At 44.6% G+C, this 26,417-nt stretch carries 22 protein-coding genes; 15 read left to right on the top strand and 7 right to left on the bottom strand.

All coding sequences use genetic code 11. The features are described from left to right. Positions 1-164: 164 nt before the first annotated feature. Positions 165-1,313, top strand: a complete 1,149-nt coding sequence (metK, locus tag ABEB05_RS13280; RefSeq protein WP_265790866.1) for a methionine adenosyltransferase — start codon at positions 165-167, stop codon at positions 1,311-1,313. Positions 1,314-1,508: 195 nt separating this feature from the next. Here the strand turns inward: metK and ABEB05_RS13285 are convergent, their stop codons facing one another. Together ABEB05_RS13285 and ABEB05_RS13290 are read right to left on the bottom strand one after the other, a co-directional pair. Continuing rightward, positions 1,509-2,402, bottom strand: coding sequence for a M14 family zinc carboxypeptidase (locus tag ABEB05_RS13285; protein ID WP_265790868.1), 894 nt, complete (start codon positions 2,400-2,402; stop codon positions 1,509-1,511). Positions 2,403-2,637: 235 nt separating this feature from the next. After that, positions 2,638-3,777 (bottom strand): baeRF7 domain-containing protein, encoded by a 1,140-nt coding sequence (locus ABEB05_RS13290; RefSeq protein ID WP_265790869.1) that lies wholly within the window; start codon positions 3,775-3,777, stop codon positions 2,638-2,640. A gap of 189 nt (positions 3,778-3,966) precedes the next feature. On the opposite strand from ABEB05_RS13290, the gene ABEB05_RS13295 reads away from it, so the two are divergent. The 4 genes from ABEB05_RS13295 (at position 3,967) to ABEB05_RS13310 (ending at position 12,811) form a co-directional block, all read left to right on the top strand. Continuing rightward, on the top strand, positions 3,967-5,247 hold the full coding sequence (locus tag ABEB05_RS13295) for an Nramp family divalent metal transporter (RefSeq protein ID WP_265790870.1): 1,281 nt from the start codon (positions 3,967-3,969) through the stop codon (positions 5,245-5,247). Between the two features lie 311 nt (positions 5,248-5,558). Next, on the top strand, positions 5,559-8,795 hold the full coding sequence (locus ABEB05_RS13300) for a SusC/RagA family TonB-linked outer membrane protein (RefSeq protein ID WP_265790871.1): 3,237 nt from the start codon (positions 5,559-5,561) through the stop codon (positions 8,793-8,795). Positions 8,796-8,832: 37 nt separating this feature from the next. Beyond that, positions 8,833-10,152, top strand: coding sequence for a RagB/SusD family nutrient uptake outer membrane protein (locus ABEB05_RS13305; protein WP_265790872.1), 1,320 nt, complete (start codon positions 8,833-8,835; stop codon positions 10,150-10,152). Positions 10,153-10,207: 55 nt separating this feature from the next. Beyond that, complete coding sequence (locus tag ABEB05_RS13310; RefSeq protein WP_265790873.1) at positions 10,208-12,811, top strand: M14 family zinc carboxypeptidase; 2,604 nt, start codon at positions 10,208-10,210, stop codon at positions 12,809-12,811. A gap of 152 nt (positions 12,812-12,963) precedes the next feature. Here the strand turns inward: ABEB05_RS13310 and ABEB05_RS13315 are convergent, their stop codons facing one another. Both ABEB05_RS13315 and ABEB05_RS13320 read right to left on the bottom strand, forming a co-directional pair. Further along, entirely contained in the window at positions 12,964-13,974 is a 1,011-nt protein-coding gene (locus ABEB05_RS13315; protein WP_265790874.1) for a Kelch repeat-containing protein, read from the bottom strand. A 35-nt stretch (positions 13,975-14,009) separates the two neighbouring features. Beyond that, on the bottom strand, positions 14,010-14,774 hold the full coding sequence (locus ABEB05_RS13320; RefSeq protein ID WP_265790875.1) for a ThuA domain-containing protein: 765 nt from the start codon (positions 14,772-14,774) through the stop codon (positions 14,010-14,012). A gap of 280 nt (positions 14,775-15,054) precedes the next feature. On the opposite strand from ABEB05_RS13320, the gene ABEB05_RS13325 reads away from it, so the two are divergent. From ABEB05_RS13325 to ABEB05_RS13350, 6 genes are all read left to right on the top strand, one after another. Further along, positions 15,055-15,711, top strand: a complete 657-nt coding sequence (locus tag ABEB05_RS13325) for a class I SAM-dependent methyltransferase (RefSeq protein ID WP_265790876.1) — start codon at positions 15,055-15,057, stop codon at positions 15,709-15,711. Positions 15,712-15,825: 114 nt separating this feature from the next. Next, complete coding sequence (locus ABEB05_RS13330; RefSeq protein ID WP_265790878.1) at positions 15,826-17,106, top strand: serpin family protein; 1,281 nt, start codon at positions 15,826-15,828, stop codon at positions 17,104-17,106. Positions 17,107-17,275: 169 nt separating this feature from the next. Next, positions 17,276-17,692: a DUF1801 domain-containing protein gene (locus ABEB05_RS13335; RefSeq protein ID WP_265790879.1), complete on the top strand. Its 417-nt coding sequence runs from the start codon at positions 17,276-17,278 to the stop codon at positions 17,690-17,692. Between the two features lie 198 nt (positions 17,693-17,890). Then, on the top strand, positions 17,891-18,469 hold the full coding sequence (locus tag ABEB05_RS13340) for a carboxymuconolactone decarboxylase family protein (RefSeq protein ID WP_345694294.1): 579 nt from the start codon (positions 17,891-17,893) through the stop codon (positions 18,467-18,469). Between the two features lie 35 nt (positions 18,470-18,504). Beyond that, positions 18,505-19,389, top strand: a complete 885-nt coding sequence (locus tag ABEB05_RS13345) for an RNA polymerase sigma-70 factor (protein ID WP_265790881.1) — start codon at positions 18,505-18,507, stop codon at positions 19,387-19,389. A gap of 143 nt (positions 19,390-19,532) precedes the next feature. Next, entirely contained in the window at positions 19,533-20,906 is a 1,374-nt protein-coding gene (locus tag ABEB05_RS13350) for a cytochrome-c peroxidase (protein ID WP_265790882.1), read from the top strand. Between the two features lie 79 nt (positions 20,907-20,985). On the opposite strand, the gene ABEB05_RS13355 is transcribed toward ABEB05_RS13350, so the two are convergent. Beyond that, positions 20,986-22,083, bottom strand: a complete 1,098-nt coding sequence (locus ABEB05_RS13355) for a Gfo/Idh/MocA family protein (protein WP_265790883.1) — start codon at positions 22,081-22,083, stop codon at positions 20,986-20,988. Positions 22,084-22,168: 85 nt separating this feature from the next. Further along, a complete protein-coding gene (locus ABEB05_RS13360) occupies positions 22,169-23,062 on the bottom strand; it encodes a DUF72 domain-containing protein (RefSeq protein WP_265790884.1) in 894 nt (297 codons plus the stop codon). Between the two features lie 212 nt (positions 23,063-23,274). Here ABEB05_RS13360 and ABEB05_RS13365 point away from each other — a divergent pair, with 212 nt between their 5' ends. Next, positions 23,275-23,727 (top strand): fasciclin domain-containing protein, encoded by a 453-nt coding sequence (locus ABEB05_RS13365; protein ID WP_265790885.1) that lies wholly within the window; start codon positions 23,275-23,277, stop codon positions 23,725-23,727. A 71-nt stretch (positions 23,728-23,798) separates the two neighbouring features. Here the strand turns inward: ABEB05_RS13365 and ABEB05_RS13370 are convergent, their stop codons facing one another. Then, positions 23,799-24,242, bottom strand: coding sequence for a hypothetical protein (locus ABEB05_RS13370; RefSeq protein ID WP_265790886.1), 444 nt, complete (start codon positions 24,240-24,242; stop codon positions 23,799-23,801). 148 nt (positions 24,243-24,390) lie between these two features. Between ABEB05_RS13370 and trhA the strand changes: the two genes are divergently transcribed. From trhA to ABEB05_RS13385, 3 genes are all read left to right on the top strand, one after another. After that, positions 24,391-25,068: a PAQR family membrane homeostasis protein TrhA gene (gene trhA / locus ABEB05_RS13375; RefSeq protein ID WP_265790887.1), complete on the top strand. Its 678-nt coding sequence runs from the start codon at positions 24,391-24,393 to the stop codon at positions 25,066-25,068. A gap of 120 nt (positions 25,069-25,188) precedes the next feature. Next, positions 25,189-25,755: a Crp/Fnr family transcriptional regulator gene (locus ABEB05_RS13380; protein ID WP_265790888.1), complete on the top strand. Its 567-nt coding sequence runs from the start codon at positions 25,189-25,191 to the stop codon at positions 25,753-25,755. Positions 25,756-25,835: 80 nt separating this feature from the next. Continuing rightward, entirely contained in the window at positions 25,836-26,414 is a 579-nt protein-coding gene (locus tag ABEB05_RS13385; protein ID WP_265790889.1) for an NAD(P)H-dependent oxidoreductase, read from the top strand. Positions 26,415-26,417: the final 3 nt, after the last annotated feature.

The following is a 26,417-nucleotide window of genomic DNA, read 5'->3' on the forward strand; positions in this document are numbered from 1 at the left end:
AGTAAAGCAGTACTCTCTTCGCTTTTAGTATAACTCTTATAATTGGCCGTACTCACTATCCGGTACAGCCAATTTATTTCTCTCCTCTTTCATCTGCAATATTATTCATTTTTTTGTAGCTTCTAGGCTTCTGAATAATCACCATTTTCACGAATTTTTTACTGATGAAAAAACTTTTTACCTCCGAATCTGTATCAGAAGGACATCCTGATAAAATCGCTGACCAGATCTCCGATACTATTCTTGATAATATGCTGGCAGACGACCCGGATTCTCGAGTAGCTGTAGAAACGCTGGTAACCACTGGTCTCGCTGTGATTTCCGGTGAAGTTACAACCGATGCCTATGTAGATGTTCAGGAAATTGTACGGGATGTAATCCGCGAAATTGGATACACAAAAGATGCCTACCGCTTTGATGCCGATTCATGTGGAGTACTGACGACGATTCACCAACAAAGTCCAGACATCGCTCAGGGTGTAGATGAAAACTCTGGTAAAGCAATGGGCGCTGGCGATCAGGGAATGATGTTTGGCTATGCCACGACGGAAACAGATACCTATATGCCGATGTCGCTGCAATACTCGCACGACCTGCTCAGAAAGCTGGCGCATATTCGTAAGGAAACAGCTCTGCTCCCTTATCTTGCCCCAGATAGCAAAAGCCAGGTAACGGTTGAATACGGAGAAGACGGACAACCCAAGCGCATAGATACCATTGTCATTTCAACGCAACATGATGAGGGAATTGATCAACAGAAAATAAAAAAGGATCTGAAGAAACACCTGATCCCCCAGGTCATTAAAGATGGATTAATTGATAGTGAAACGATATTTCATGTTAACCCGACGGGGAAATTCGTTATTGGCGGCCCGCACGGTGATACCGGTCTCACGGGACGTAAAATTATTGTAGACACCTATGGCGGATACGGGGGACATGGTGGAGGCGCTTTCTCCGGCAAAGATCCTTCTAAAGTTGACCGAAGCGCAGCCTATGCCGCCCGGCATATAGCCAAAAATATTGTAGCTGCTGAACTCGCTGATGAATGCATCGTACAGCTTGCCTACGCGATTGGCATACCGGAGCCCGTCTCGGTTAGTGTTGATACATATGGGACTGGCAAGGTAAACGACACCGAATTGGCTAACGTTATTCAAAAAACCTTTGACTTGACACCTTCCGGCATTATTGAACGATTTGACCTTAAGCGGCCTATCTATCGACAAACCGCAGCCTATGGACATTTTGGACGCAAGGAATTTCCCTGGGAAAAGCTCGATTATACTGATAAAATTCACGATGCCTTGTAAACGGAATCTGCTACAATAACATACTATATATAAAAAAGGCCAGGTTTTAATATAACCTGGCCTTTTTATTTTTTGTGAATTCCTTCCTTTCTAATTTTTTAATTCCCGGATGATCCTGCAATAGCCTGTCCAAAGAAAATGGCATTCATAAACAACTTATTGGTCCCATACCAAAACACGCGGAAGTTCGGATTATCAACCATCGAAATTACTCTTCCCCTTACCATAATAAAAATCATCAAAACTCTCTTCAGAATAATAGAGCCGCTTTTCCCGGTCCAATTTTTGGGCATGATATTCTGCAATCGACTTTGTCAGCTCTTGGTTTTTATCCGGCGTAATGGGATGTGTTCTGGACTGAATGCCCGGCTGAAAAAAGAAGGTAGCATTCGTGCCCATCTCGTGATGATCTGTTAAAATATTGGGTTTCCACTCGTGGAAATTTTCTATACGACCCTGACTGGCCAGGTGTTGAACCAGCATCCAGTCGCGATTTAAATCAAACCAGTAATGATTAGTCCGTCCCCCGGGCCAGGGCTGATTTAGCTCCCTGCTATTGGGATCAGAAACCACATTTTTGCCTTTATTTGTATTTACCCAACCAGCAAAACGGTTAAGCCCATCTGGATTTAAGCTCGGGTCTAACAGCACTACACTATTTTTCAGTTTCTCTTCAATCTCTTCGCCCTGTGCAGCAGCCAGATGATAGGCTACAAGCATAGAGGCGTTGGCACCACTCGGCTCATCTCCGTGAATACTATAGCCCATATACAAAACCACAGGCATCTCCTGGGTATTACGGTTACCTGACTGTTCAGGATCGGTCAGAGCTACATGGTTGCTGCGAATTTGTTCAATATTATTCTGGTTAGATGGAGAAGTAACCGCCAAATAAAGAAGTGTGCGATCTTCGTACGTCTTCCCGAACTCATGCAAGCTTACCCGGTCTGAAGCCTCCGCCACGGCACGCATATATTTTTCCAACTGATCGTGGCGAACATGCCACTCACCCGGAACAGTACCCAAAAGATCCTCTGGCGTAGGAATGGAAGAATCATAAGTGATGCCCTCCGGCAGATAGTAATCCATGCAAATCTCAGCCTTCTCCGGATTTTAGGCTTGCACTGTCACGACAATAAAAGCGAGAAAATGTAGTAATAAAGAACGTAGTCGCATTTTAAATAGATACTAGGTTAAAGGTTTGTGCTTAAAAGTAACCCTATTTTTAAAAGTGTAAGTATATAGATGAAAAATATCATTAAAAAAAAGGCACCTGTAGCTTGACAGGTGCCTCCTAATGCAAGATAAATATAATTATTTATGCTCAGGCGTAACGGAAAATAGCAGCTATGGGTGCTTGATTGGGCATCTCATCCCTGTTTAACGCATACACATTTCCACTTTGTGTCAGCGTTTTTATAGCGGCCATATTGATAAGATCGTGTTCGCCGTCTTTTGGCTTTGTGCTGTGATGAACAACATCACGTTCCTGGTCGAACCAGCCCCAGCTATGTTCGCCAACCGGAACAAAGAGGGACTCAACCTTTCCGTAATAGGCCGCCTCAACGATATTGCTGAGATTATCAGACTGTTTATCTGAGCCCGATAAATCTCCAAAACGTTTTATATCATTATACATATCCTGGAGAAAGTACGACTGGATAATTTTCCATCCCTCATCCCGAATCTCTTCATTACTTTTGGGATCCGGATTTTCTGAAACAGCCTGTTCAATCAGGCGACTATAGTGGTTTACTTTTCGGTACTCCGCCACAGCCTCATTGACACCAGCCAGAATTAGCGGGTCATTGCGTTTCCGCATTATAGAGGTAACTTCGTTTTCCACAGCTTTCAGGTAGTTGATAATTTCCTGAGTATCGGTCTCCCGTGCTCCGCCGTGTCCGTGAAAAATAGCCTGGGCATTGGCACCTTGTCCGGAATGGTGTTGCAAGTGATCCTCGTTCACATCGTACTTTAAAAATTCCTCCAGACTTTCCGGAGCATCCCTCAATTCAATTTCATCAACACTATCGCGCGTTGCCTTAAGCAATCGTATATTTTTCTGGCTAAGTGCTAGTACACAAAAACTTCCCTCCAGGGAAATCATGGGGACAAGCGGCGTAATCAAAAAATGATCACTTACCATGACACGCTCCTCAAATGAGTGTGGAATGCGATAATATTCAAAATCTTCTTCACTGATAAATAGTGCCAAGCCCTTGTCGTTATGGCGCCAAAAAGGAGGTTGATCCAATAATTTTCGAGGTTCTTCAAGTAAGTTCTCAATGCGCTTATCTGCTACCTTTTTATCCTTAAGCTGTTTTTGAGTTTCTGCTAAAAGATTTTTTAGGCGTATAGGGTCTTGCTGTACCTCTTCGCCCTTTTTATGTGTAGGTAAATAAATAGAAATACTAACATCATTCTGTTGCTTCGCAAGGCCAAGGATATCATCACGCGTAATCATATAAACCTCCAATTATTTAAATTAACTCTATACGGATAATTAATAAACAACAAGTCGAAAGACAAGATTCAATTATTACTTTCCAGATCTTTTTTTAAAGAATATGCTTCCAATCATACGTCATGTTTTTAAATTCATTATAAAATTTGGTATATAAACCGATTCGAAACCCAACATAGTATTATTACATTGAGCAAGCAGAAAAAAAGTTCCGAAAAGACCACTTGGCTGGGGATCAAAAAAAGTTTAGGGCCCGGTCTATTGATGGCCGCCGCAGCGATTGGGGTATCCCACCTGGTACAATCTACCCGGGCTGGGGCCACCTTTGGATTCGCTATGGTTTGGGCAGTTGTGCTTGCTAATATTTTCAAATACCCGTTCCTTGAGTATGGCCCCCGTTATGCTATTGCCACCGGTGAGAGCATGATTGAAGGCTATAAGCGCTTGGGAAACTGGGCAATATGGATTTTTGCTGCTTTTACACTCGGAACCATGTTTGCTGTCCAGGCTGCGGTTACCATTGTCAGCGCTACCCTGGCGGCTGAACTTACCGGCATTGCGCTTTCCCCCTTAACGTGGAGCACTATTCTACTGGTCATCTGTGTCATCCTTTTAATGTCAGGGCAATATTCTGCCCTCGACGGAGCCGTTAAGATCATTATGGCGGTGCTCGCTATTTCAACCATTATTGCACTGGCGGCTGTTCTTATACAGGGAGGACAGCAGGAAGTATCGAACTATTATCCGTCTATTTGGGATATGGCAGGCATTTCCTTTTTGATAGCGCTTATGGGATGGATGCCCATTCCCATTGATGCTGCTGCGTGGCATTCCCTATGGACATTAGAGCGGGAGAAACAAACCCAATATCGTCCCAAGCTAAAAGAGTCTTTACTCGATTTTAATATTGGATATATAGGAGCAGCATTTCTGGCACTTGGATTCCTGCTGCTGGGAGCTTTAGTGATGTACGGCAGCGGAGAGGAGTTTGCTAGTAGCGGAACGATTTTCTCTAATCAGCTTATTAGCCTTTATACCGATACACTTGGTGACTGGTCATATACTATCATAATTATATGCGCTTTTACAACAATGTTTAGCACTACTTTAACGGTCACCGATGCATATCCCCGTGTGTGTCGGCGGATGATAGAAGTGATCAGGCCTGATACTGTTCAAACTGAAAACAGCTTGCCGCTCTATCGGCTCCTACTGATAAGTATTCCTGTGTTGTCTTTGGGAGTACTGTATTTTCTGGGAGACTCCTTTACCCTGATGATAGATATAGCGACAACACTCTCCTTTTTAACGGCACCGGTTCTTGCTTATATTAATTATCGTCTTGTTACAGCCGACCATATGCCCGAAGACTGCCAGCCTAAATCCTGGCTCAAATGGTTAAGTTTTGGAGGACTTCTTTTCCTTACTGGTTTTGCCCTGCTTTATCTCTACTGGATTATTTTAGTTTGACATTGGAAAATTAATCGTTTATCATCCCATTCGCAAAACGAAACGGGGTAGCTTTTTATATATTATGATTTTCAATAACTGTCAACTCAATATGTGCAATATGGCGTGCTGTATGTGTATGCCTATGATGTGCTGTATGATCTGCACCTGTTGGGATGATAGTGGAAAAAGGTTTCCCGCCTAAAAGCTTTTAAAACAAATAAAAGCCCACTCATCACGCAGATGAGTGGGCTTTTTTGTTTTGCCTTCCACTCTCTTGCGTCTGTTTGGGCCTAAACTTTCAATCAAAAACCAAACATAAACAAAACGCAATGAAATCATCGTTACTATTCTTTTTTCTCGTAGTGCTTGCGGCAGGACCGCATCATGCTCTTGCCCAAAGCATTTCGGGTACCGTTACAGAAAACGGCACCGGTGATCCGCTTCCGGGTGTTAACATTCTTATAGAAGGTACTTCTCAAGGTGCCGCAACGGATATTGCGGGGAAGTATGAAATAACCAATATAGAACCGGGTACATATACCCTTAGAGCACGCTTTATTGGCTACGAAGAACAATCAAGTGAAATTTCACTTGAAGCAAATCAAGCGTTGACTGTTGATTTTACTCTCAGCCAAAGCTCGGTCAGCCTAGACGAAGTGGTGGTCACTGGTACGGGTGGACCCGTAGAAGTGCGCAAACTCGGCAACTCTATTGGCAGGGTCGGTGCTGAAGAACTGGAAAACGCCCCTATATCGAACTTTTCAGATGTAATACAGGGTCGTATTCCCGGCCTCGTGGGACTCCCATCCAGTGGAGTAACAGGCGAAGGCTCCCGAATTCGTATTAGGGGATCATCCAGCCTCTCCCAAAGCAACGAACCGATCGTTCTTATCGATGGTGTTCGCGTTGACCGAGGCGGTGGATTTGGTGGTTCGGTAAGTGCAGGAGGTAGTGCCTCTCCATCACGGCTGGACGACCTGAATCCCGAAGCTATTGATCGGGTTGAAGTTCTTAAAGGCGCGGCTGCAGCTACTCTTTATGGTACGGAAGCCTCTAACGGTGTTATTCAGGTATTTACCAAGAAAGGAAGTGTAAGCGAACCTAAATTTGACTTCAAGGTTAGCCAGGGGACCATTAATTATCCAAAATCTATTCCCGATAATACCGGATTTGCACGAACGCGAGCACAGGCAGACACCATGAGCCAATATATAGGAGGTAATATTTCTCCCTATGAATTGGTCCGTGAAAACTACCTTCATGAGCTATATGAAACCGGCCTAACCCAAGAATATTCCGGCTCCGTAAGCGGAGGTACCGAAGGTATTACCTATTTTGTCAATGCTCGCTGGTCAGATGAAGACGGTCCGCTGGGGGGCGATAACCTTGTTTATCCCCAAGGTGCAGGTCCGTTGGCTAACGATATATTAAAAAAGGGCCAGCTTTCTACAAATCTCAATATTTTCCCAACTGAGAATCTTCAGTTAAGGGTTATATCCGGGTATACTTCTTCAAACTTTGAAACCTTTCAAACCGGTAATAACCCGTATGGAGTTACCTCCGGGGCTATGCATGGAAAGCCTGAGCTGGTCGGCCATCAAAACCGATCCGGGGCTTCTTATACTGCTACTATTGAAGAACGTATCCAGCAAACCGTTAGCCAGGAAGTCCAACACTTCAACAGCAGCATTGGGGCCAATTATCGTCCATTCGACATCCTGACCATTGATGGAACCTTTGGAATTGACTATACCAGTCAATTTAGTGAATCGCGACGGCCTTTTGGATGGAATATTAACGATTACGCCAGTATTGAAACCGAAGGCGCCCGGCGTACTTCCGATCGTTCAAACCTGAATATTACGGTGGACGTAAAAAGTACGTTACAAAATCAGATCAGCGAGCGTTTTGAATCTACTCTCATTGGAGGATTCCAGATTTTCAATCAACAGAACCTGGTTCGGGGCGGTGAAGCCGTTAATTTTCCCGGTCCGGGCTTAGATGTAAGCGGAGCTGCTGCAAATCAGAATATATCCGAAGAGTATATTGAAGAAACACAGGTTGGCCTTTTTCTTCAGGAACAGATTGGCTTTGACGACTTCATCTTTGCCACTATAGGTGGTCGTTATGATACCCACAGCGCTTTTGGTGCGGAATTCAGCGGAGTCTTTTATCCCAAACTTTCCCTCTCCGTCGTACCATCTGACGCTCCCTTCTGGAGTGGATTAGGGCCGTTTTCTTCTCTTCGAGTTCGGGCTGCTGTCGGTCAGTCGGGACTCCAGCCGGGTGCCTTTGATGCTCTTACAACCTACTCATCTCTTACCTCGGCTACGGGTCCCGGTATCGTTCCGGAAAATCTCGGAAACCCAAACCTGAAACCGGAAATCTCAACCGAATACGAAGTGGGAATTGATGCCGGACTCTTTAACGAGCGCCTGACGGTGGAAACCACCTATTGGGATCGTACTGTCAGCGACGCCCTCGTTCAGCGGCAGTTCCCTGTCAGTGGAGGATTTCTGCAAACCCAGCTCGATAATATTGGAGAGCTAAAAGGACGCGGTCTGGAACTAAGTATAGATGCCCAGATTGTAGAAAACAGCAACTGGTCGGCTAGTGTTTTTGCCGGAAGTGCTTACCTGTGGGAACAAATTACCTCCCTCGGTGGTGCTCCTCCTATTAAGGTTGGCGGAAGCTATCCGCGATATCGACAATTCCTGACGGAGGGTTATGCTCCTGCCACTAATTTTGGAGCCCAGCTGCCGGATGTGTCCGAAGGGCACCTGCCCCTCGACAAAAGAGGACTACTGCAGACCCTCGGACGAGACTACGCCAATGTAGATCCCGGTCAGCCTGCCGAACGTGAGTTGGTACTCGATTACCTGAATTCGCTCACACCGGGTACGGCCAGTCTCGAAGAGCTGAATAACTATGTATTGCTTGCAGATAAAGATGGAGATGGAGATCAACTCGACCACCATTTAGGCAAGCCTACGCCCGACTGGCAGGGTTCCTTCGGCGGATCTGTTAGTTTCAATAACTTCCGTATTAACACTATGTTCGAATATAAAGCCGGTAATTTCTACATAAACAATCTTACCGAAGGCTTTCGTCAACGCAGTGCCGGTATTGGTCGCAATACGCCCGCATCCGCTCGTGTAGAACGCGATTATGTTACGGGAGGCGTAAATGCAAGCTATGAACCCCAAAACAACGGTCAGGTCCGTCTGGATGCCGCGGAAGAGTGGTTGAATGAACTCCTGGCTCTGGATCCTTTTCCGGGACTCAATACCATTCAACAGGCAGATTTTCTCCGGTGGAGAGAGTTGAGCGTAAGCTATACCGTGCCTCAGGACTTTACAGACCGGCTGAACGTACGTCGACTGTCATTTTCGCTTTCAGGACGCAACCTCATGCTGTGGACCAAATATCCCGGTCCCGATCCCGAGGTCAATGCCATAGGACGTGACGGGGGCAGCAGTCTGGAAAATAACTTCCTGCTGGGTACCGATGCCTGGAATATGCCTATACCCCGCAAAGTACTGCTTACCCTTAAACTTGGCTTATAGCTGACGATTTCTAAAGAATTTTAAACCGTATAATACCATGAATACTCTCAATCAAATACTCATTATCACAAAGAGTTATTGGATACCCCTATTATTTGCAGGATTCATTATCACAATCACAGGCTGTGATATTTTGAATGTCAACAATCCAAATAGCCTGATCGAAGAAGATCTGAATAATCCCGCAGCTGCTCCGGCTATCGCAAACGGTGCCGAGGCCACCCTGACCAACGCTCTGGGAGACCTTCTTGCTCCATACTCCACTGCTACCGACGAACTGACGTGGATCGGTACCCGTGACGGTTGGCAGGAGCTGGATCAGGGAATGCTTGACAACCCGATTAACGAATTCACCGATGGCGCTTTTAACTCTATCAGTGAATCGCGCTGGACAGCCGATAACGCCATAAGCAGACTGAAAGCTTTCCGTGAGGAGGGAGCCCTTCAAAGCAATCTGCCATTGATCCGAAGCTACCTGTATGGAGCCGTAAACTATCTGTCCATTGCCTCCTCTTTTGATGATGTCGTTATAGGTGATCGCCAAGAGCCGGCACCAGCGATAGGTGAAGGAAATATGGACCAGCTGTACCAAACGGCCATTGATTATCTCAATAGTGGACTCGCGCTGGTTCAATCAGGATCAGAATGGGAGGCCCGCCTGCTGGCCATACGGGCCCGGGCTCACTACGAAGAAGCCCTATGGAATAAGCTTAATCCGGATATTGCCAGCAGTGACCCCTTGGTTCAAAGTGCCGATGCAGTAAATGATGCGGAGGAAGCCCTGGCTATCATTCAGGACGGAGCGGACTGGAACTATCGTCTTGGTGTATCTTCTCAAACACCCAATAATAATATGGCCTTCCAGGTTAACGAACGGCTGGAACTGCGCATTGGTAACTCTTTTATAGAGCCTACTGACGATAATACCAAAGCTGAGAGCGTAAGTCTGGAAGATCCTATCGATGAGATTCCAGCGCCATTTTTGGAAGCCGAAATTGATGCCTTCGTGGAAGCCAACGAATACGCCGATATTACGGTTGTATCAGCCCGTGAGCTTCACCTAATTATTGCTGAAGATGCACTGGCCCGAAATGACAGCCAATCTTTTGAGTCCACCATTAATGATTTACGGGCACTGGACGGTCTTACAGACTACCAGGGGCAGGTTCCGGCACTAGAGCTCCTGCAACACTCCCGCCAAGTCAATCTCTTTTTACAGGGACGACGACTGGCAGACCTGTATCGCTTTGAACAGACCTCCCCGGAATGGAACCTGAACAGGGTAGAAGAGGGTACTTTCTTCCCGATTACTATCACGGAAATCCGGGCGAATCCGAATTTAAGTCTCGAAAACTGATAAATAATTCACTCACTTTATAATAGACCAATTCATAACAAAAAATCTACTCATAATGTACTTACGGAATCATAAAACACCATTTAAAACTGTGCTCCTGGCCGCGTTGGCGGTGCTTGCGCTACCAATTCTGTCGGCCGCACAAACGGACTACTACTTTCCGGATGCGAACCAAGCTGAATTTGATGAATCCATTCCCTCTCCGCAGGACTTCCTGGGATACGATATCGGCACGCACTATACGCGCCATGACCGTATCGTTGCCTATTTTCAGGAATTGGCAGAATTATCGGATAAGGCGACGTTCCAGGTGATCGGGGAAACCTACGAAAAACGGTCACAAGTCATACTAACGATCACTTCTGCCACCAACCATCAAAACCTCGAGCAGATCCGGCAGGATCACCTCACCCTGTTGGATCCCGATGCACCAACCCTGAGCCCCGAAGAAGGAAAATCCGTGGTTGCGCTCAACTACAGCGTGCACGGCGATGAAACTTCCAGCGGCGAAGCGGCCCTTCTTACGGCCTATTACCTGATTGCCAATGAAAGCGATGAAACACAGGAGTTTTTGGAAGAAGGAGTCATTCATATCGATCCGGCCCAGAATCCTGATGGCCGTGATCGCGCCGCTCATTACCATAATAGCTATAAATCCTTTCCACCGGTAGCCGATCCAGCCGATGCTGAACACAACCAGCCCTGGCCAGAGGGACGCACAAACCACTTTCTGCACGACTTGAACCGCGACTGGTTTGCTATCACCCAGAAGGAGAGTGCCAACCGCATTGACTTTTACCACCAGTGGTATCCCAATGTACAGATCGACTTCCACGAGATGGGTACCAATAGCACCTACTACCTGGAGCCTACCCAACCGGTACGTACCTGGAACCCGATTATCCCGGAATACCACTACGAGGAAATGAATCCCCTGCTGGCCGAATATCATATCGATGCGCTGGATAATTTAGGCGCACTATACTGGACCAAAGAAGTATTCGATAACATTTCTCCTATCTACGGTTCTACCTATCCCGATATACAGGGCGGCGTAGGTGTGACTTTTGAGGTCGGCAGTTCCCGTGGACTTGTTCAGGAGAGCAATGCCGGCGAAATTACGTTCCGATCGACTATCCGCAAGCACCTGCATACAGGCATTGCCACAGTACGCGGCGCTGTTTCCGAAAAGGAACAATTCTTTGAGTATCAGAAAGATTACTTTGCCTCAGCACTGGATGTAGCTAACTCCCAACCAGTGAACGCTTACATCTTCGGTGATGCAGAAGATCCCTCGCTCACTCATAAGTTTCTGGATCTGCTGCTCAAGCATCGTCTTGAGGTCTATGAAGTGGACCAGACGGTTGAACGAAACGACAAGCGTTTTGAAGCCGGCAGCAGCTATGTGGTGCCTACTGATCAGATTCACTACCGAGTTATCCACGATCTTTTTGAGCCCAATACTTCTTTCCCGGACAGCGTATTCTATGATATTACCGGCTGGTCAGTAGTACAGGGATATGGCATCCAATATAACGAAGTAGAATCTGACAACTTCCAAAATTACCAGGGCCAACAGGTTGCTGAGCTTCCCGAGCGGAGCGGAACGGTTAAAGGCGGACAATCTGAATACGCCTACCTGCTCAAATGGTCGGATTACAATGCTTCACCTGCTTTATACGAATTGTTAAGTAATAATATTACCAGTCGCGTGGCTCATAAACCCTTCACCGCAAACGTGGCTTCAGGAGAAGAGGAATTCGGCTACGGCACTATAGTTGTTTCCGTACGCGAGCAGGACTTGTCCCCATCCGAGCTGCATCAAAAGCTGAGCGAGACGGCAGAAGCACACGACGTTACCTTCTATGCGGTGGATACCGGCATGACACCTTCCGGAATTGATCTGGGGAGCAATAACATCGAACCAGTTGAAAAGCCAGAAGTGGCCCTTGTCATTGGACCCGGTGTAAGCAGTTATGAGGTGGGTGAAGCCTGGTTCCTGTTAAACAAACACGCGGGAATAGAAGCGACCAAAATCCGAAAGCCGCAGTTCCCGCAAACCGATTTGCAACGTTATAATACCATTATACTCGTTGACGGGAACTACAGCGACTGGGACGAGCAGGCGGTAGAAAATCTAAAAAACTGGGTGCATGCCGGCGGCGTTCTCATTACGGATGAAGACGCTTCGGAATGGGCTATCAATCAAAAGCTGGTCAGTGAAGATCTGCTGCAAACCTTTCCCGAAGATACCACGGGCACGCCTCCTCGCTACGACTACGAAGAGCAGAGCGATCGCTGGAGAGCCAGTACTATTCCCGGCACCATTTTAGAGGCCGATATTGATACCTCCAATCCGCTTGCCTTTGGAGTACCGGACCGAAGTCAGTTGTTTATCAAGAACAGCAGCCTGTTTTTAAAGCAGAGTGACAATCCCTATGCAACCGTCGCTAAATATACCGACGAGCCTTTTGTGGGGGGACACATCAGTGACGAAAACCTGGATAAAGTCCGCGGAACTTCGCCACTTGTTGCCAAAGAGGAGGGCAGCGGAAAAGTCATTCTTTTTGCCGATGATCCCAACTTCCGCAGCTACTGGCATACGACCAGCCGCCTCTTTTTGAATGCCATTTTCTTTGGCCGGAACCTGAGTCTGTAACCGACTAAAGAGTAAAGCGCTTTTAATATCATTTAGCCGCAAGTCATTTCTAATATTGGCTTGCGGCTTTTTTATGAGATATCGAAATTCTAAAGCTTGTTGAGTCTTATTGCTCCGGCCTTCAGGATTGGAAGAAGTAGACATTTCATTACTTATTCACCTATCAATGAATCCGGAATGGTATAGATTTCCTGGGAGTTGATCTCGTCAGCACCGCGCACTTTGGAGCCCGCCGTAATATAAATCTTATCCTTATGCAATACAGCCTGCGTGCCGTGGCGACCTACATTCAGCGAATCGAGGGCATCCCATTCCCCGGTTTCTGTATTCAGAGCTTCCACCTCGGCATGGGCCTCGGTCTGGGCTGCACTTTCCCCACCTAAAACCACTACATATTTTCCGACGGCAATGGATGTTGTACCTGCACGTTCGGTCGGCAGATCGCCGGAAGGAGGGAGGGGCGTCCACTTACCCGTGTCAAAGTCATACACATCCACCTCTGGAATCGTCAGCTCAAAAGTTTCGCCGGTTGCCTGAGAGCTACGCCGCCCCCCTGCTGCGTAAAGTTTCCCGTCAATTATCGCTGCCTGGAAGTGATCGCGGTTGCGCGGGGCATTGGCCAGCCTGTTCCATTCGCCTGTTTCTGGATCAAACTCATCCAGCCACCGCACATGTCCGTCAGCATGACCGTTTTGGATGCCGCCTGCTATATAGATCTTGCCCTCATGAGCCACAGCTGCGGCCGCACCCCGCCGCCGGTCTTCGGGAATCTCGGGACCCTTGGTCCATTCATCCGCCGATGGATCATAGATATAGACATTAGGGATCGGATCCTCATATGGATATCCACCGTTAAAAGCCCCGATTACATAAATTTTTCCATCCAGCGACACCGCCTGAAAATGGTGCATCGAAAGAGGGGGTGTGGCTTTGGTTTCCCACTCTACTGTTGCAGGATCGTAGGCCTCCACCGGCCGTTCACCGCGTCCACCAAGCAGGTATAACTTGTTATCCACAGTGGCGTAGGCATTTTCGTGCCGGTGCGTGGGGAGCTCTTCCCCTTCAATCAGTTCCCAGCCTCCTGATGATTGCTGGGCATCCGCGGTAAGAACCAGTAATCCTATAAGAAGTACAACTGTTGGTGTAATTATTGATAATTTCATATCTATTTTGTCTTCATTTTAAATAATATTCTTAATTAAAGCTCATCGATAGCCCATAAAAGTCCATTGGCCACCTTTCTTAAAAAGACTTCTTCCTCAAACATCTCATTGTTGTGACCAAGGGTAGTTGCAAACACCCGTGTGTCTTCAATCTCGTGAGTCCATGTTGCCGTGTGATACTCTTCGGTTTCTTTACCATAGGCCCGGGCCAACGGCGTTATATCGCCCCATATTTTTTCAACAACATACACTTCATCCATTGGAGTGCGGAATGTATCCGGGAATCCTTCCATAATCGGGTGATCCGGGGCAATGTTTTTGACGTCGAACTCTCGCTGGTCTTCGTGCCGCATGGACTGAAAGCCCATGAACTCAAACCAGGGATCGGCTGGCTCCGAATAACGATAGCTGTGAATCGTGGCATGGATAAGCACGGCAGGAGTCCCTTTGTGATGCTCTACAAATTGCTTTACAAAATCAGCGTCTTCCACCCGGCCAAAGCCAGTATTGTGCACAACCACATCGTAGCCTTCAGCCCAGTTTTCCTGTTGCAATATCGAAAGCAGGTGATCAGGTTCTCCATCTCCTTCGTGTATAACGGTCCAATCAACACTATCCGCCAGCTGTTCATTAATCCCCTCCGTTAACAGTTTTTTCTGCGTTTCATAATCGTGCCAGCCTCCGCCGGTAAGCAACAGGGCCTGTATTGGCTTTCCCTGCTTTTGGGCAGAAGCACAGGATACAAATACCAGGATTAAGGTTAGTCCCAATAGCTGAGTAAGAAGTGATATATTCTGCATTACAAGTAATTTCTTCGTTGGTAGTGTTTTAGTAACTGCTAATCCGCAGGAGAATATTTAATAAAATCAGCGTAATCTGTTGCCTCTTATCCGTCTTCTTAATCTAAAATGATTATAACGAAATTCAATTTCTTTATTTTATTAAAAAAGAAGTGCTCTGGGGAACTGTAAATGGGCATAAATATAGTAACTATATCCTCTTAGGTACTGGTGGCATGAGTTAAAAATTATTATAATGAAAGCCAGATTTATTCATCAATAAACTTCCTTCAATTAGTCCATGGAAAACCTTGATCCCGTTGAGCTCTCCCGCCAACTAAAAAAGCCTACCGGTAAAACCGGAAGCAAAGTGGCAAACAAACTGAATGAGTCCAACCAGAAATTATATGAATTGGGATGGAAAATGTTGGAGACGGAAGGACTCCGGCAGGTGTTAGAAATTGGGTTCGGAAATGGCAGGCACCTGTCTCATTATTTTGAAATGAATCCGGATGTTACCATTACCGGCGTGGACTTCTCTGAAGAGATGTGTGAGGCAGCCCGCAGCTTTCATCCCGATCTTATTGCAAATAACAGGCTTACCATTCATTGTGCCGACGCCGCCGATATGCCAGTTCCCGATCAGTCGTTTGACTTAGTGGTTGGACTCAATATTATTTACTTCTGGGATCCTCCCAAGCCCTACCTTAATGAAATTGCCCGCGTGCTTAAGCCTAGTGGTAAACTCCTCTTGGGATACCGCCCCCGGAACTCCGTTGAACACCTGGAATTCACTAAGCAGAACTTCATTCATTATGAGCCGGAAGAACTTAATATCCTGCTATCCCAATATGACTTTAACATAATTTACGAGCAGAAAAATGTTTATGAGAAAGAAGCAGCCGATGGCAATCCGGTCGAAATTACCGATGCCTGCCTGTTGGCTGAGCGTCAATAAAGGCCTCTCTAAATTTTATATCCTAAAGTAGTTACAAACAACATTTCTTGTGTATGTAAAGGTAACTGCAAAAATAAAAGACAGAAACAGTTTTTAATATTATTGCCTGACGATATGAAGAACACGAAACCCAACTATTTGTTATTAGCTTCTCTTGTTATAAGTATACTCTTTATCGGATGCAGTTCTTTAAGTACCGGCCAGGATGGCCCGGAAGAATTTGAACGGAGGGAACTGCCGCGCCAGCTTTCTGAGCAGGAAGCAGAGCTGGTTGATGGTTCCGGCCATTTCGGCTTTGCCCTAATGCATCAACTGGTCGATGACGCCCCGGATCAAAATCACTTTGTATCTCCGTTGAGTATCCTGATGGCCTACGGGATGACCATGAACGGGGCCGAGGGAGAAACCTATACACAGATGCAGGAGACCTTTGGCATGGAGGGAATGAGCCGCGAAGAAATTAACGAGTCGGCACGCGAACTTTTAGAGCTGCTCAGCCAGTTTGATGATAACGTGCAGTTCAATATCGCCAACTCTATCTGGTACCGCGATTCCTTCTCTATTGAAGAAGACTTTCTGGTAACAAATCAGGACTATTATGATGCCGTCATTGAAGCCGCGGACTTTGATGATCCTGCAACAGTTGATCGGATAAACAGCTGGGTAGACGATAAAACCGAAGGCCTGATTGATGAAATATTACAGGGACCTATTGATCCGCTTACGGTCATGTATCTTATTAATGCCATTTACTTCGATGGTGACTGGACGGTGCCGTTTGATCCTGAAAATACCCAAACCAAACCTTTTCATCTTGCGGATGGAAGTACCATCGAGACCGATATGATGCACCAGGAAGAACAGGAAGACATGCACTACCGGAAGGGGGAAGATTATGAGGCGGTCAATCTGTACTATGGCGATGCCGGATTTTCCATGACCTTGGTCTTACCCGATAAAGATGTGGGGCTTGAAAACTGGGTAAACGATCTGAATTGGAATAAGTGGCAGGAGCTCACTGAAGGATTTAATAACGTAACCCTCACACTGGATATGCCCAAGTTTGAAACAGAATATGAGATTGAAAACTTCAAAAAGGTGCTGCAGGAAATGGGCATTGTCGATGCTTTCAACCCGGCAAAATCAGACTTCAGCCGGATTAACCCCGCCCATAATGATCTCCATATCAGCGATACCCGCCATAAAACCTTTGTCAGGGTAAATGAGGAAGGGACCGAAGCAGCTGCTGCTACCTCGGTTGGAATGAATCTTACCAGTGTGGGACCACAATCGGTACAAATAAACTTCGACCGACCCTTCTTCTACGTCATTCGGGAAGTGGAATCAGAAACGATACTTTTCATGGGTACCATGAACGACCCTTCATCCTCATAGCAGATGTTTCGTGTTAAGGCTGCAATGAGTAACGATTCCTCTAATCCATCCTCATCTAAATGTTGTATATGCAGTAGCTTCTTAGCTGGGAAATATTTAAAGTTATAATAACAGAATGAAGGTATAGCTTTAACATAACCTGACTGCAAATACAACTTACCACAGCATCATGGCGACCCTGAAAACACAACCCACAGAGAATGATGTCAAAGAGTTCCTCAATGCGATTGATGACAGGCAGAAACGGAAAGACAGTTTTAAGATATTAGGTATAATGAAAAGTATCACTGGTGAAGAACCCAAAATGTGGGGATCATCTATTATCGGTTTTGGACAGTATCATTACCAATATGAGAGTGGCCGTGAGGGCGACTGGTTTCTTACTGGGTTCTCTCCGCGGAAAAAGAACCTCAGCCTATATATTATGGCTGGATTCGATAACTATGATGATCTGATGAGTCGATTGGGCAAGTATAAAACAGGAAAATCCTGTCTCTATATCAAAAGGTTAGAACAGGTTGATCTCGACATACTTAAAAAACTCATTAAAGAATCGGTAGATTATATGAGGGCCAAATACAACTAAATCTTCTCTCTTTTTAGGATTAGTAAGATGAGGCCAATAATCTAAAACACACGGAAAAAACCGAAACGAAGTAGATAATAGTAATATTACCAAGCAGAGTAAAAAAAATAAAATAAAGATCTTTGTCACATTCCTGGGTGCTGTCTCGTCTTAAGGATAGAAGTCTTCTATTAACAAACAAAGGCATCTACAATGACTATGACAAAAGAACAAACTATACAAGCCAAATCCGAACCTCGGCTAACTCCGATTGAAAATCCCCAATCCTTAAAATTAAAGCTGGCGTATTGGTACACCGAACGAATGATCGGCAAGGTGCTTACCCCGCTAAAAGTACACTATGCCCGGTTTCCCGAAGGGCTCGGACTTTCCCGGAAGATAATGCAAACAGAACAGAAATGTACGCTTGAACCCAAACTCAAACATTTAATCAAGGTATATATTGCCACGCTCAACGGTTGTGCCTTTTGTGTGGATATCGGAAAAGCAAACGCCCAAAAAGAGGATATGAATCCCGAAGTTTTTGATGACCTGCTCCGGTTTGAAGAAAGCGACCGGTTTAGCAAAGCCGAAAAGGCCATGCTATCCTATATCGACGAGGTCACCCGCAACAAGCACGTTGCTGATGCCACCTTTGAACGACTTCAAGAGTATTTCAACGAGCGGAGTATTGTCCAAATTACCCTCCTCAATGCCATTGAAAATTTTTATAACTTGATGAATGCTCCCATGAATATAGGCTCTGACGAATTATGTGAGCTTATGAACGGGAACTAAAACACACTATCTCAGTAAATTCATTATTTTTGGATATGGAGAATCCCGCCGAGCTATTCGAGCAATATCGACCTGAACTTTTCAGATTGGCGTACAGTATGTTGGGGCGCATTGCACCGGCCAAAGATGCGGTGCAGGAGGCCTTTTTACGCTGGCAAAAACAGGATCCGGATCAAATCCACTCGCACAGGGCCTATCTGTCCAGGATCGTAAGTAATTTATGTCTGGATGAGTTAAAATCTGCCCAAAACCGAAGGGAACAATATATCGGTCCCAACCTGCCAGAGCCTTTGGTATCATCAGAAGAGGAAAACCCCCAAAACCAGATTGAACTTTCAGAATCGCTCTCCATGGCTCTGCTCTTTACGTTGGAACAACTCAGCCCGGTTCAGCGAGCGGTGTTTCTGCTCCGGGAAGTTTTTGATTACGATTATGCCTCCATCGCTGAAGTAATTGATAAAACAGAATCACATTGCAGAAAAATTGCCCAGCGTTCACGTGATCAGGTAAAAGCAAACAGGCCCACCCTCGAAAAATCTAACCCAAAACAGCACGAACTGGTAACGGCTTTTATAGAAGCAGTACAAAAGGGAAATATATCAGAAATTGAGAGCATGTTGGCAGAGGAGGCCATCCTGTATTCTGACGGAGGCGGCAAGGTAACAGCAGCGCGTAAGCCGATATACGGAGCTAATAAAATTGCCCGGTTCATGGTTGGCATACAGAAACATAAAGAAGAAGGACAAACAGTAGATATCATTTTCAGAGGTATCAACAGAGAGCCGGGTATGATGATCTATCTCGACGATAAACTTTTCAATGTATGGTCCTTTCATATCAAAAACGGCATCATTCAGAACATTTTTGTGGTGTTAAATCCGGATAAACTCCAACATTTACCCAAAAAGATTGAGAAATAGTATCCTTGCCACTCCCTACTTCCACAGAGTTCTATAATATGAATACAAATTATTGAGCCTAATGGAACCTGGAAGTATTAAAGGAGTATAAAAGAAATTAAGACGGTTTTACCTATTTGACTAAAATACTGTTGGGATACCTCATGTTTAATAAAGTTAGGTATGGACTGCTATTATTACTTATAGCTCTGGTTTCTGGCTGTACAGATATTACTAATATTGATGATGATGGAGAATCATCAAGTAACGGCCTTGACAGCCGTTTACAGAAACTTGCTGGCCAGATGGGAACTGACAATTTACAATCGATAAAAGAACCACCAGAGGCCAAGGCAGAGCTGGGGCGCATGCTCTATCATGACAAATTACTAAGCGGAACCAAAGATGTTTCCTGCGCCACCTGCCACAACCTAAAGCATCAAACAACGGATGGTCAATCCTTATCTATAGGAGTAGACGGGCAGGGAGAAGGGCCTGATCGCATTATGGCGGATGCAAATGCGCGAAATCCCCGCAATGCAACTATTGTCATTAATCGGGGACTTCCGGAATATCATGCTATTTTATCTGATAGTCGAATTGCCAAAACGAAATCAGGGTTTATTTCCCCGTTGGGAGACGATTTGCCGGAAGGGTTAGATAACATGCTGGCCGTACAAGCGCTAACGCCGGTAATCGATCGGGGTGAAATGCTTGGAGAGCAAGGAAGTGAAGATGTTTTTGGTGAACCCAATGAGATAGCCATGGTAGAAGATGATAACTCTCCGGAAGTATGGCGCCGCCTGATGCTGCGACTAATGGAAATTCCCGAATATGTACAACTGTTTAAGGAAGCCTATCCGAATGTCCCTGAAGAAGAACTGAGTTTTGTTCATGCAGCTAATGCACTTGCTGCCTTCCAGATTTCGGCATTGACTTTCACTGACAGTCCGTGGGATCAATACCTTGAGGGCAACCAAGAAGCACTCAGCCGAAAAGCTAAAAGGGGAGGTCTCTTATTTTTTGGAAAGGCTAAATGTGCTCAGTGTCATAATGGGCCTCTTTTGAGTGATCAGGAACATCATAATATTGCGGTACCCCAAATAGGTCCTGGCAAAGGAGAGGCGGCTCCTTTAGACCTGGGAAGATATCATGTAACAAATCAGGAAATCGATCAGTTTAAGTTTCGAACACCTCCGCTCCGAAACGTTGCTATAACGGGTCCATGGATGCATAATGGAGCATACACCAACCTTAAGGATGCTATAAAACATCATTTGGATCCCGAGCATGCGCTAACCAATTATGATGTTACTCAATTAGCACCTGATATTCAGGAAACTTACCTTGGGAGTGACGATATTAAATCGAAGCTATTGGAAACTCTTGACCCTGCCCTTATCACTCCCACTCGGCTTACAGAGAAAGAAGTAAACGAAATTACAGCGTTTTTAAACTCTCTGACAACTCCCGAAGCCCAAAATTTATCAAGCGTTATTCCTGATTCCGTTCCCAGTGGATTGCCGGTGGATGATTAAATATATGGTTATTTTAAGAAGGGTAAAGATCCCCGATATTCTTCCTACAAAAGATAAAAGTAGATATAAATAGTACACCTTACAGATCTATCCAGGCTCGATCTTTTTCAGAAGATTCCATAATAGCCTGCACAATCCTGATGTCCTTTAAGCCTTCTGATCCCGGTACAATAGGATCCCGGCCTTCTTTTATAGCAAGCGCTTCATTATCCATTTGCCGGGCCTGCTGGTGATTCGGGTCTGGCGGCAATTCTTTGCCATCACTTGTAACGCCTTGCACGCCGCTATACGATTGAAACGGTTCCAACTTATACCAGCCGTCCGTACAATTTACTTCCAGATAGTTCATAGATTTTCCGAAACTTGTTTCTCCGTCTGCAATAACTCCTCCCGGGAATTCCAGTTCAAATTCTGTAAACTCATCGACTTCATCATACATTTCCTTACGCTCGGACCATTGTCTACCCCGAACAGCAATGGGTTCCATCGTACCGGTTGAATACCGGGCTCCATTAATGGGATATACTCCCATATCGTACAAAGCTCCGCCTCCGAGCTCAGCATCCCGTCGCCAGTTTCCTTCTGGGTGACTTCCGCTGTATCCAGCTCCGGTCTGTACTCCGGTTATAGCTCCATATTTCTCTTCTTTACCCCACTCTATGATTGTCTTTGTATTCGGTTCATGCTGCATCCGGTAGCCAATAGAAAGAGAAACACCATTCTTATTGGCGGCGTCGATAATCGACTGGCACTCTTGCACATTCATGGCCATCGGTTTTTCACACCAGACGTGCTTACCAGCCTCTGCCCCGATGATAGAATACTTAGCATGCAGTCCGGTTGGAACAACCACATATATTATATCAATGTCGTCGTTATTGGCAACTTCATGCATGGTTTCATAATTATAGACATTGGCATCGGGGATATCGTATTTCTTTTGCCATGTAGGAATTTTGGAAGGTGATCCGGTAACAATTCCGCGTAACTCGCAGTGTTCCGTTTGCTGTAGGCCAGGGGCCAGCCGGCCAGTACTGTAACTGCCCAATCCTACCAGCGCTACGCCAAGCTTATCTTTTTTGTTTGGAATAATAATGGAAGGGAATCCTATGGAAGCAACTGCTAAGGCGGATCCGGCTTGCTTGAGAAACTGCTTTCTGGAAATGTTATCAGACATATCTGGCCACTATTTGGTTAACAAGATTTTTTAATAGGATATATATAGGTTATTAATAATCCAAAGATTTATTCCCTTCCAAGGTTTAGAACAAGTCTTTCTGCATACCTTCTGGCATTTCCGGAATATTCAAATCCGTCTGAAGAACACTGTTTAACTGCTTGATAAAATGCGCCGCCAGCTGTGGAGATTTTCGCTCTTTATTCTGATGTACAAAAAAGTGAATCTTCTGTAATCCTTCATCATTCCACTTTTTTAGGCGATCTGCCCAATCATCCAGCCGACTGACGTCCGTAGGATGATTTGCGCCCACATACCGAACAAACGCTTCGTTATTCGTAAGTCGCATATGCAACAAGTCACGGCGCGCCGCGGTATCCGTAATTATATTGGCAACATTATTCTCTTCCAACAGCTCATAGAGTTCTTCCGCAACTTCGGGATCATTAAACCAATCGGTATGGCGGAATTCTATAGCCAGAGGCACTCCTTCCGGCCAATATTCAACAAAATTAGCTACCCGGTCGAAAAACTTAGGTTGAAACTTTCCACGAAGCTGCAGAAAAGTCGTTCCCAGTTTTTCTTTAAAGTGTACAATACTATCATAAAAGTTATCGGTTGCCTCCTCGATATCATTTAGCCACTTGAGATGACTGATATAGCGATTGACTTTTGGAAAGAACTTAAATCCTTCCGGGACCTTTTCATACCATTGTGATATTTGATCCTCGCCAAAAGTATTATAGAATGTAGCATTCAGCTCAACCGAATTAAACTGTTTGGCGTAGTATGTGAGTTCGTCGCCTACTCCTTTCGGATAGAAATTTTTGAGGTCTTTTTTATTCCACTTTGCACATCCTACATAAACGTTCAGGTTTTCATCATTTTTAGAATCAGACAATAGGTTGGTAGTGTCGGGATGGTCTTTTGGAAGGGAAAAGTCTATTGTCCCGGGATTATCTACGCGTCCAAATTTCATAGTATCAATTTAATTAGAGCTTCTGAAATAAGCATTAATACGATAACGATACAAAACTAGCACCTACTAAAAAATTCCAAAATAGCTGGTTATGTAAAATAACCATAAGAAGTTTTTTAATTTTTTTACTGAACAAATGGGTTCCTAAAAGGATAAAAAGAATGTTACAAGGTTAGAAACATAAGTTTAATTTGAATTAAACGAACTATTTTATGAAAAAACTACTAAAATTAATCACCACAACGTCGTTAATTTTAGCTTTCGCGATAACCCTTAACCCCCAGGCACTAAATGCCCAGGATCAGGGCACCCAGGGAGATACCGTGGTAGAAGTCGTGGAAGGTACCGAGGCGGCATCTGATTTTGCTGACCTACTCAGCGAGTCTGGTTTTGCCAATGTACTACAAGAGCAGGGGCCATATACCGTCATAGCCCCCAGTAACGAGGCCTTGGAAGCATCCGGAACCAATGTGGATGAGTTGAAGCAAAACCCCCAAAAAGTTCAAGGACTTGTTCAAGGTCATCTCTACCAGGGAGACCTTCCCTCCGATAAAGTTGAATCAATGCTGGATGTAAGTGTTGAAAAATCTGATAATTCTGCTTCGAATGGTACCGTTCATGTGGTAGACCAAGTAGTAAAGAAGAAAGGAGGACAGCAACAATAATAGCATAATTAAATATCTATATTTTAAAAGCCCTCCCCATCAGATGGAAGGGCTTTGTCTATTTGATCTATTTAGGGACTTGCATAGGCTTCAACCCCATCCCCATCTTCTGAAACTACTCTAAGCTCCTCAGTATTTGCCATAAAATGGTCGTAGTCACAGGGCATTTCTGCTTTTTCGCCTGACTGTACATCCCATGTCCCGCAATAACCATCTTCGTTATTCACATATATTTCGTAAGGTGCTTTAAAATCCGATACATCTATGCTAAGCGTAACAAAAAAGCCCTCATCAATATAGGCATCATCTTCTTTGGTTATCCGTTCCGTAGTTACCTTTCCGAGCGTGGATCCATCTGTTGCTAAAACCAGATCATAGGTTTTCGTACTTTTGTTAAGCTCCTCACTTCCGGTAGCCGAATCCTTACAGCCGACCAGCAATGCACACAAAAATAGAATTGTAAAAAATGAGTTTAATACTCTTCTAATTCCAAATTGATTCATTGTTACATCCATAAACCTTTTTTTCTACTTGATAATATTATTGCTCACTTTGTTATACGTGCCTTGTTGATAAATCAGCTCATGTATTTGTCACAGAACGAAAAGATAAACCTACATTGGCTATATTCTTTAGCACGGAATTATTTCGTATCTTTGATATATGACATACAACATTGAAAAAATAAAACGCTATATCCGGGAACCGGTTAACAGCCTGACTCACGGCCTTGGTGCCGTTGCGGCTATTATCGGACTTATCCTGTTACTCCATGAGGCGATAAGCCGCGGTTCAGTAAGCCATATCATTGCTTTCTCAATGTTTGGGCTTAGTATGGTCCTCCTCTATACCTCCAGCACGCTTTTTCACGCCCTCCCCGTAAAAGAGAAAACACTGAAGGTTTTCCAGAAGCTGGATCACATCATGATCTACGTGCTCATTGCCGGGACCTATACGCCCATCTGCCTGCTGGTACTTGAGGGTAGCTGGAAATGGGGGCTCTTTGCAACGGTATGGGGACTGGCTATCATTGGCATTATCAAGAAATTTCTATGGATGGAAGCCCCCCGATGGCTATCCACCTCTTTTTATTTGGGCATGGGATGGCTGGCCGTCATCACTTTCCCCACGCTTATTGCAAAACTCCCACTGGCCTTTCTAATATGGATCGCCATTGGTGGACTTGCATACACCCTTGGCGCCATTATTTACGGTATTCAAAAACCAAATCCCATCCCGGAATGGTTTGGTCATCACGAAATCTGGCACCTGTTTGTATTGGCCGGTACATTTTCGCACTTCTGGGCTATCTATAGCTATCTTCCCGGCTATTTAGGGTAATCTAGAATAGAGGGACATTTTTTTCCTTCTTCCATACTCTATATTCATTTAGCCAATCACTTTTTGCAAATTCTAAATAGAGAAATTAGCTTTGTTTAAATACAAACTATCTCCTGATACATGCATGACTTTTTAAAATCACTCAACATTTTAACGGAGAAAGAAATAGAGCAACTCCATAACTTTTCTACGGCCAGAACTCTCGATAAAGGAGAATACTTTATCCGGGAAAATAGTGTTTGTAATGAAATAGCTTTTATCAATGAGGGAATACTGCGTTCCTACTACACCAATGAAGACGCCGAGGAGATAACTTATTGTATTACATTCCAAAATAACTTTATGACTGCTTATTCCTCTTTAATTACTGGAAAACCCACTCCTGAAAATATACAAGCTATTACAGATACTGAGCTGCTCGTTTTTCAAAAACGTGATCTTGTGGACCAGTTAACCCATGGCAGTCCTAACTGGATAAAGCTCCAAAAACATTTTGCCGAACAGGAATATCTAAATTTAGAAAAAAGGGTATTCTCTTATCAAAAAAAAGATGCAAAACAAAGATATATTGATCTCATGGAAACTCATCCAAGATATATCCAACAAATCCCTTTGCAATACCTTGCTTCATATTTGGGAATAACGCCCCGACATCTGAGTAGAATCAGACAGAAAGTCACTTTCTAGACATTTGTCTTATAGAAAAAAAGTACCGGCGCCTATCTTTGCCTGCAACAATAAATCCTATTAATACCTGAGGCAAAAATATGAAAGAGATTCTTATTATCAACGGACATCCCAATAAAAATAGTTTTAATTCTGCATTAGTTGAGGCTTATAAAAAGGGAGCCCTGCAATCGAACTCGCAGGTTAACGAAATTATCATTGCTGATTTAGATTTTAACCCTAACCTGGAATATGGCTACAAAAAAAAGATGCCACTGGAACCGGATTTGCTCGAAGCAAAGGAAAAAATAGCTGCGGCCAATCATTTGGTATGGATTCATCCTGTTTGGTGGGGCGGATTCCCTGCGATCTTAAAAGGGTTTATCGACCGTCTTTTTTTACCTGGTTTTGCGTTTCGTTATAAAGAAGACTCCATTTGGTGGGAAAAGTTATTAAAGGGTAAAACAGCTCGTATTATTACTACTATTGATCAACCTGCTTGGTATTATCGGTTTTATTATGGGAGTCCCAGCGTTAAGTCACTAAAGAAAAGTATCTTACAATTTTGTGGTGTAAATCCAGTATCAGTAAATTATATAGGGAGCATAAAATCATCAGACCAAAAACAGAGAGAAAAGTGGGTGGACCAAGTATATCAATTAGGAGTTAATCAGAAATAACAG

The sequence above is a fragment of the Fodinibius salicampi genome, assembly GCF_039545095.1.
GTDB lineage: Bacteria > Bacteroidota > Rhodothermia > Balneolales > Balneolaceae > Fodinibius > Fodinibius salicampi.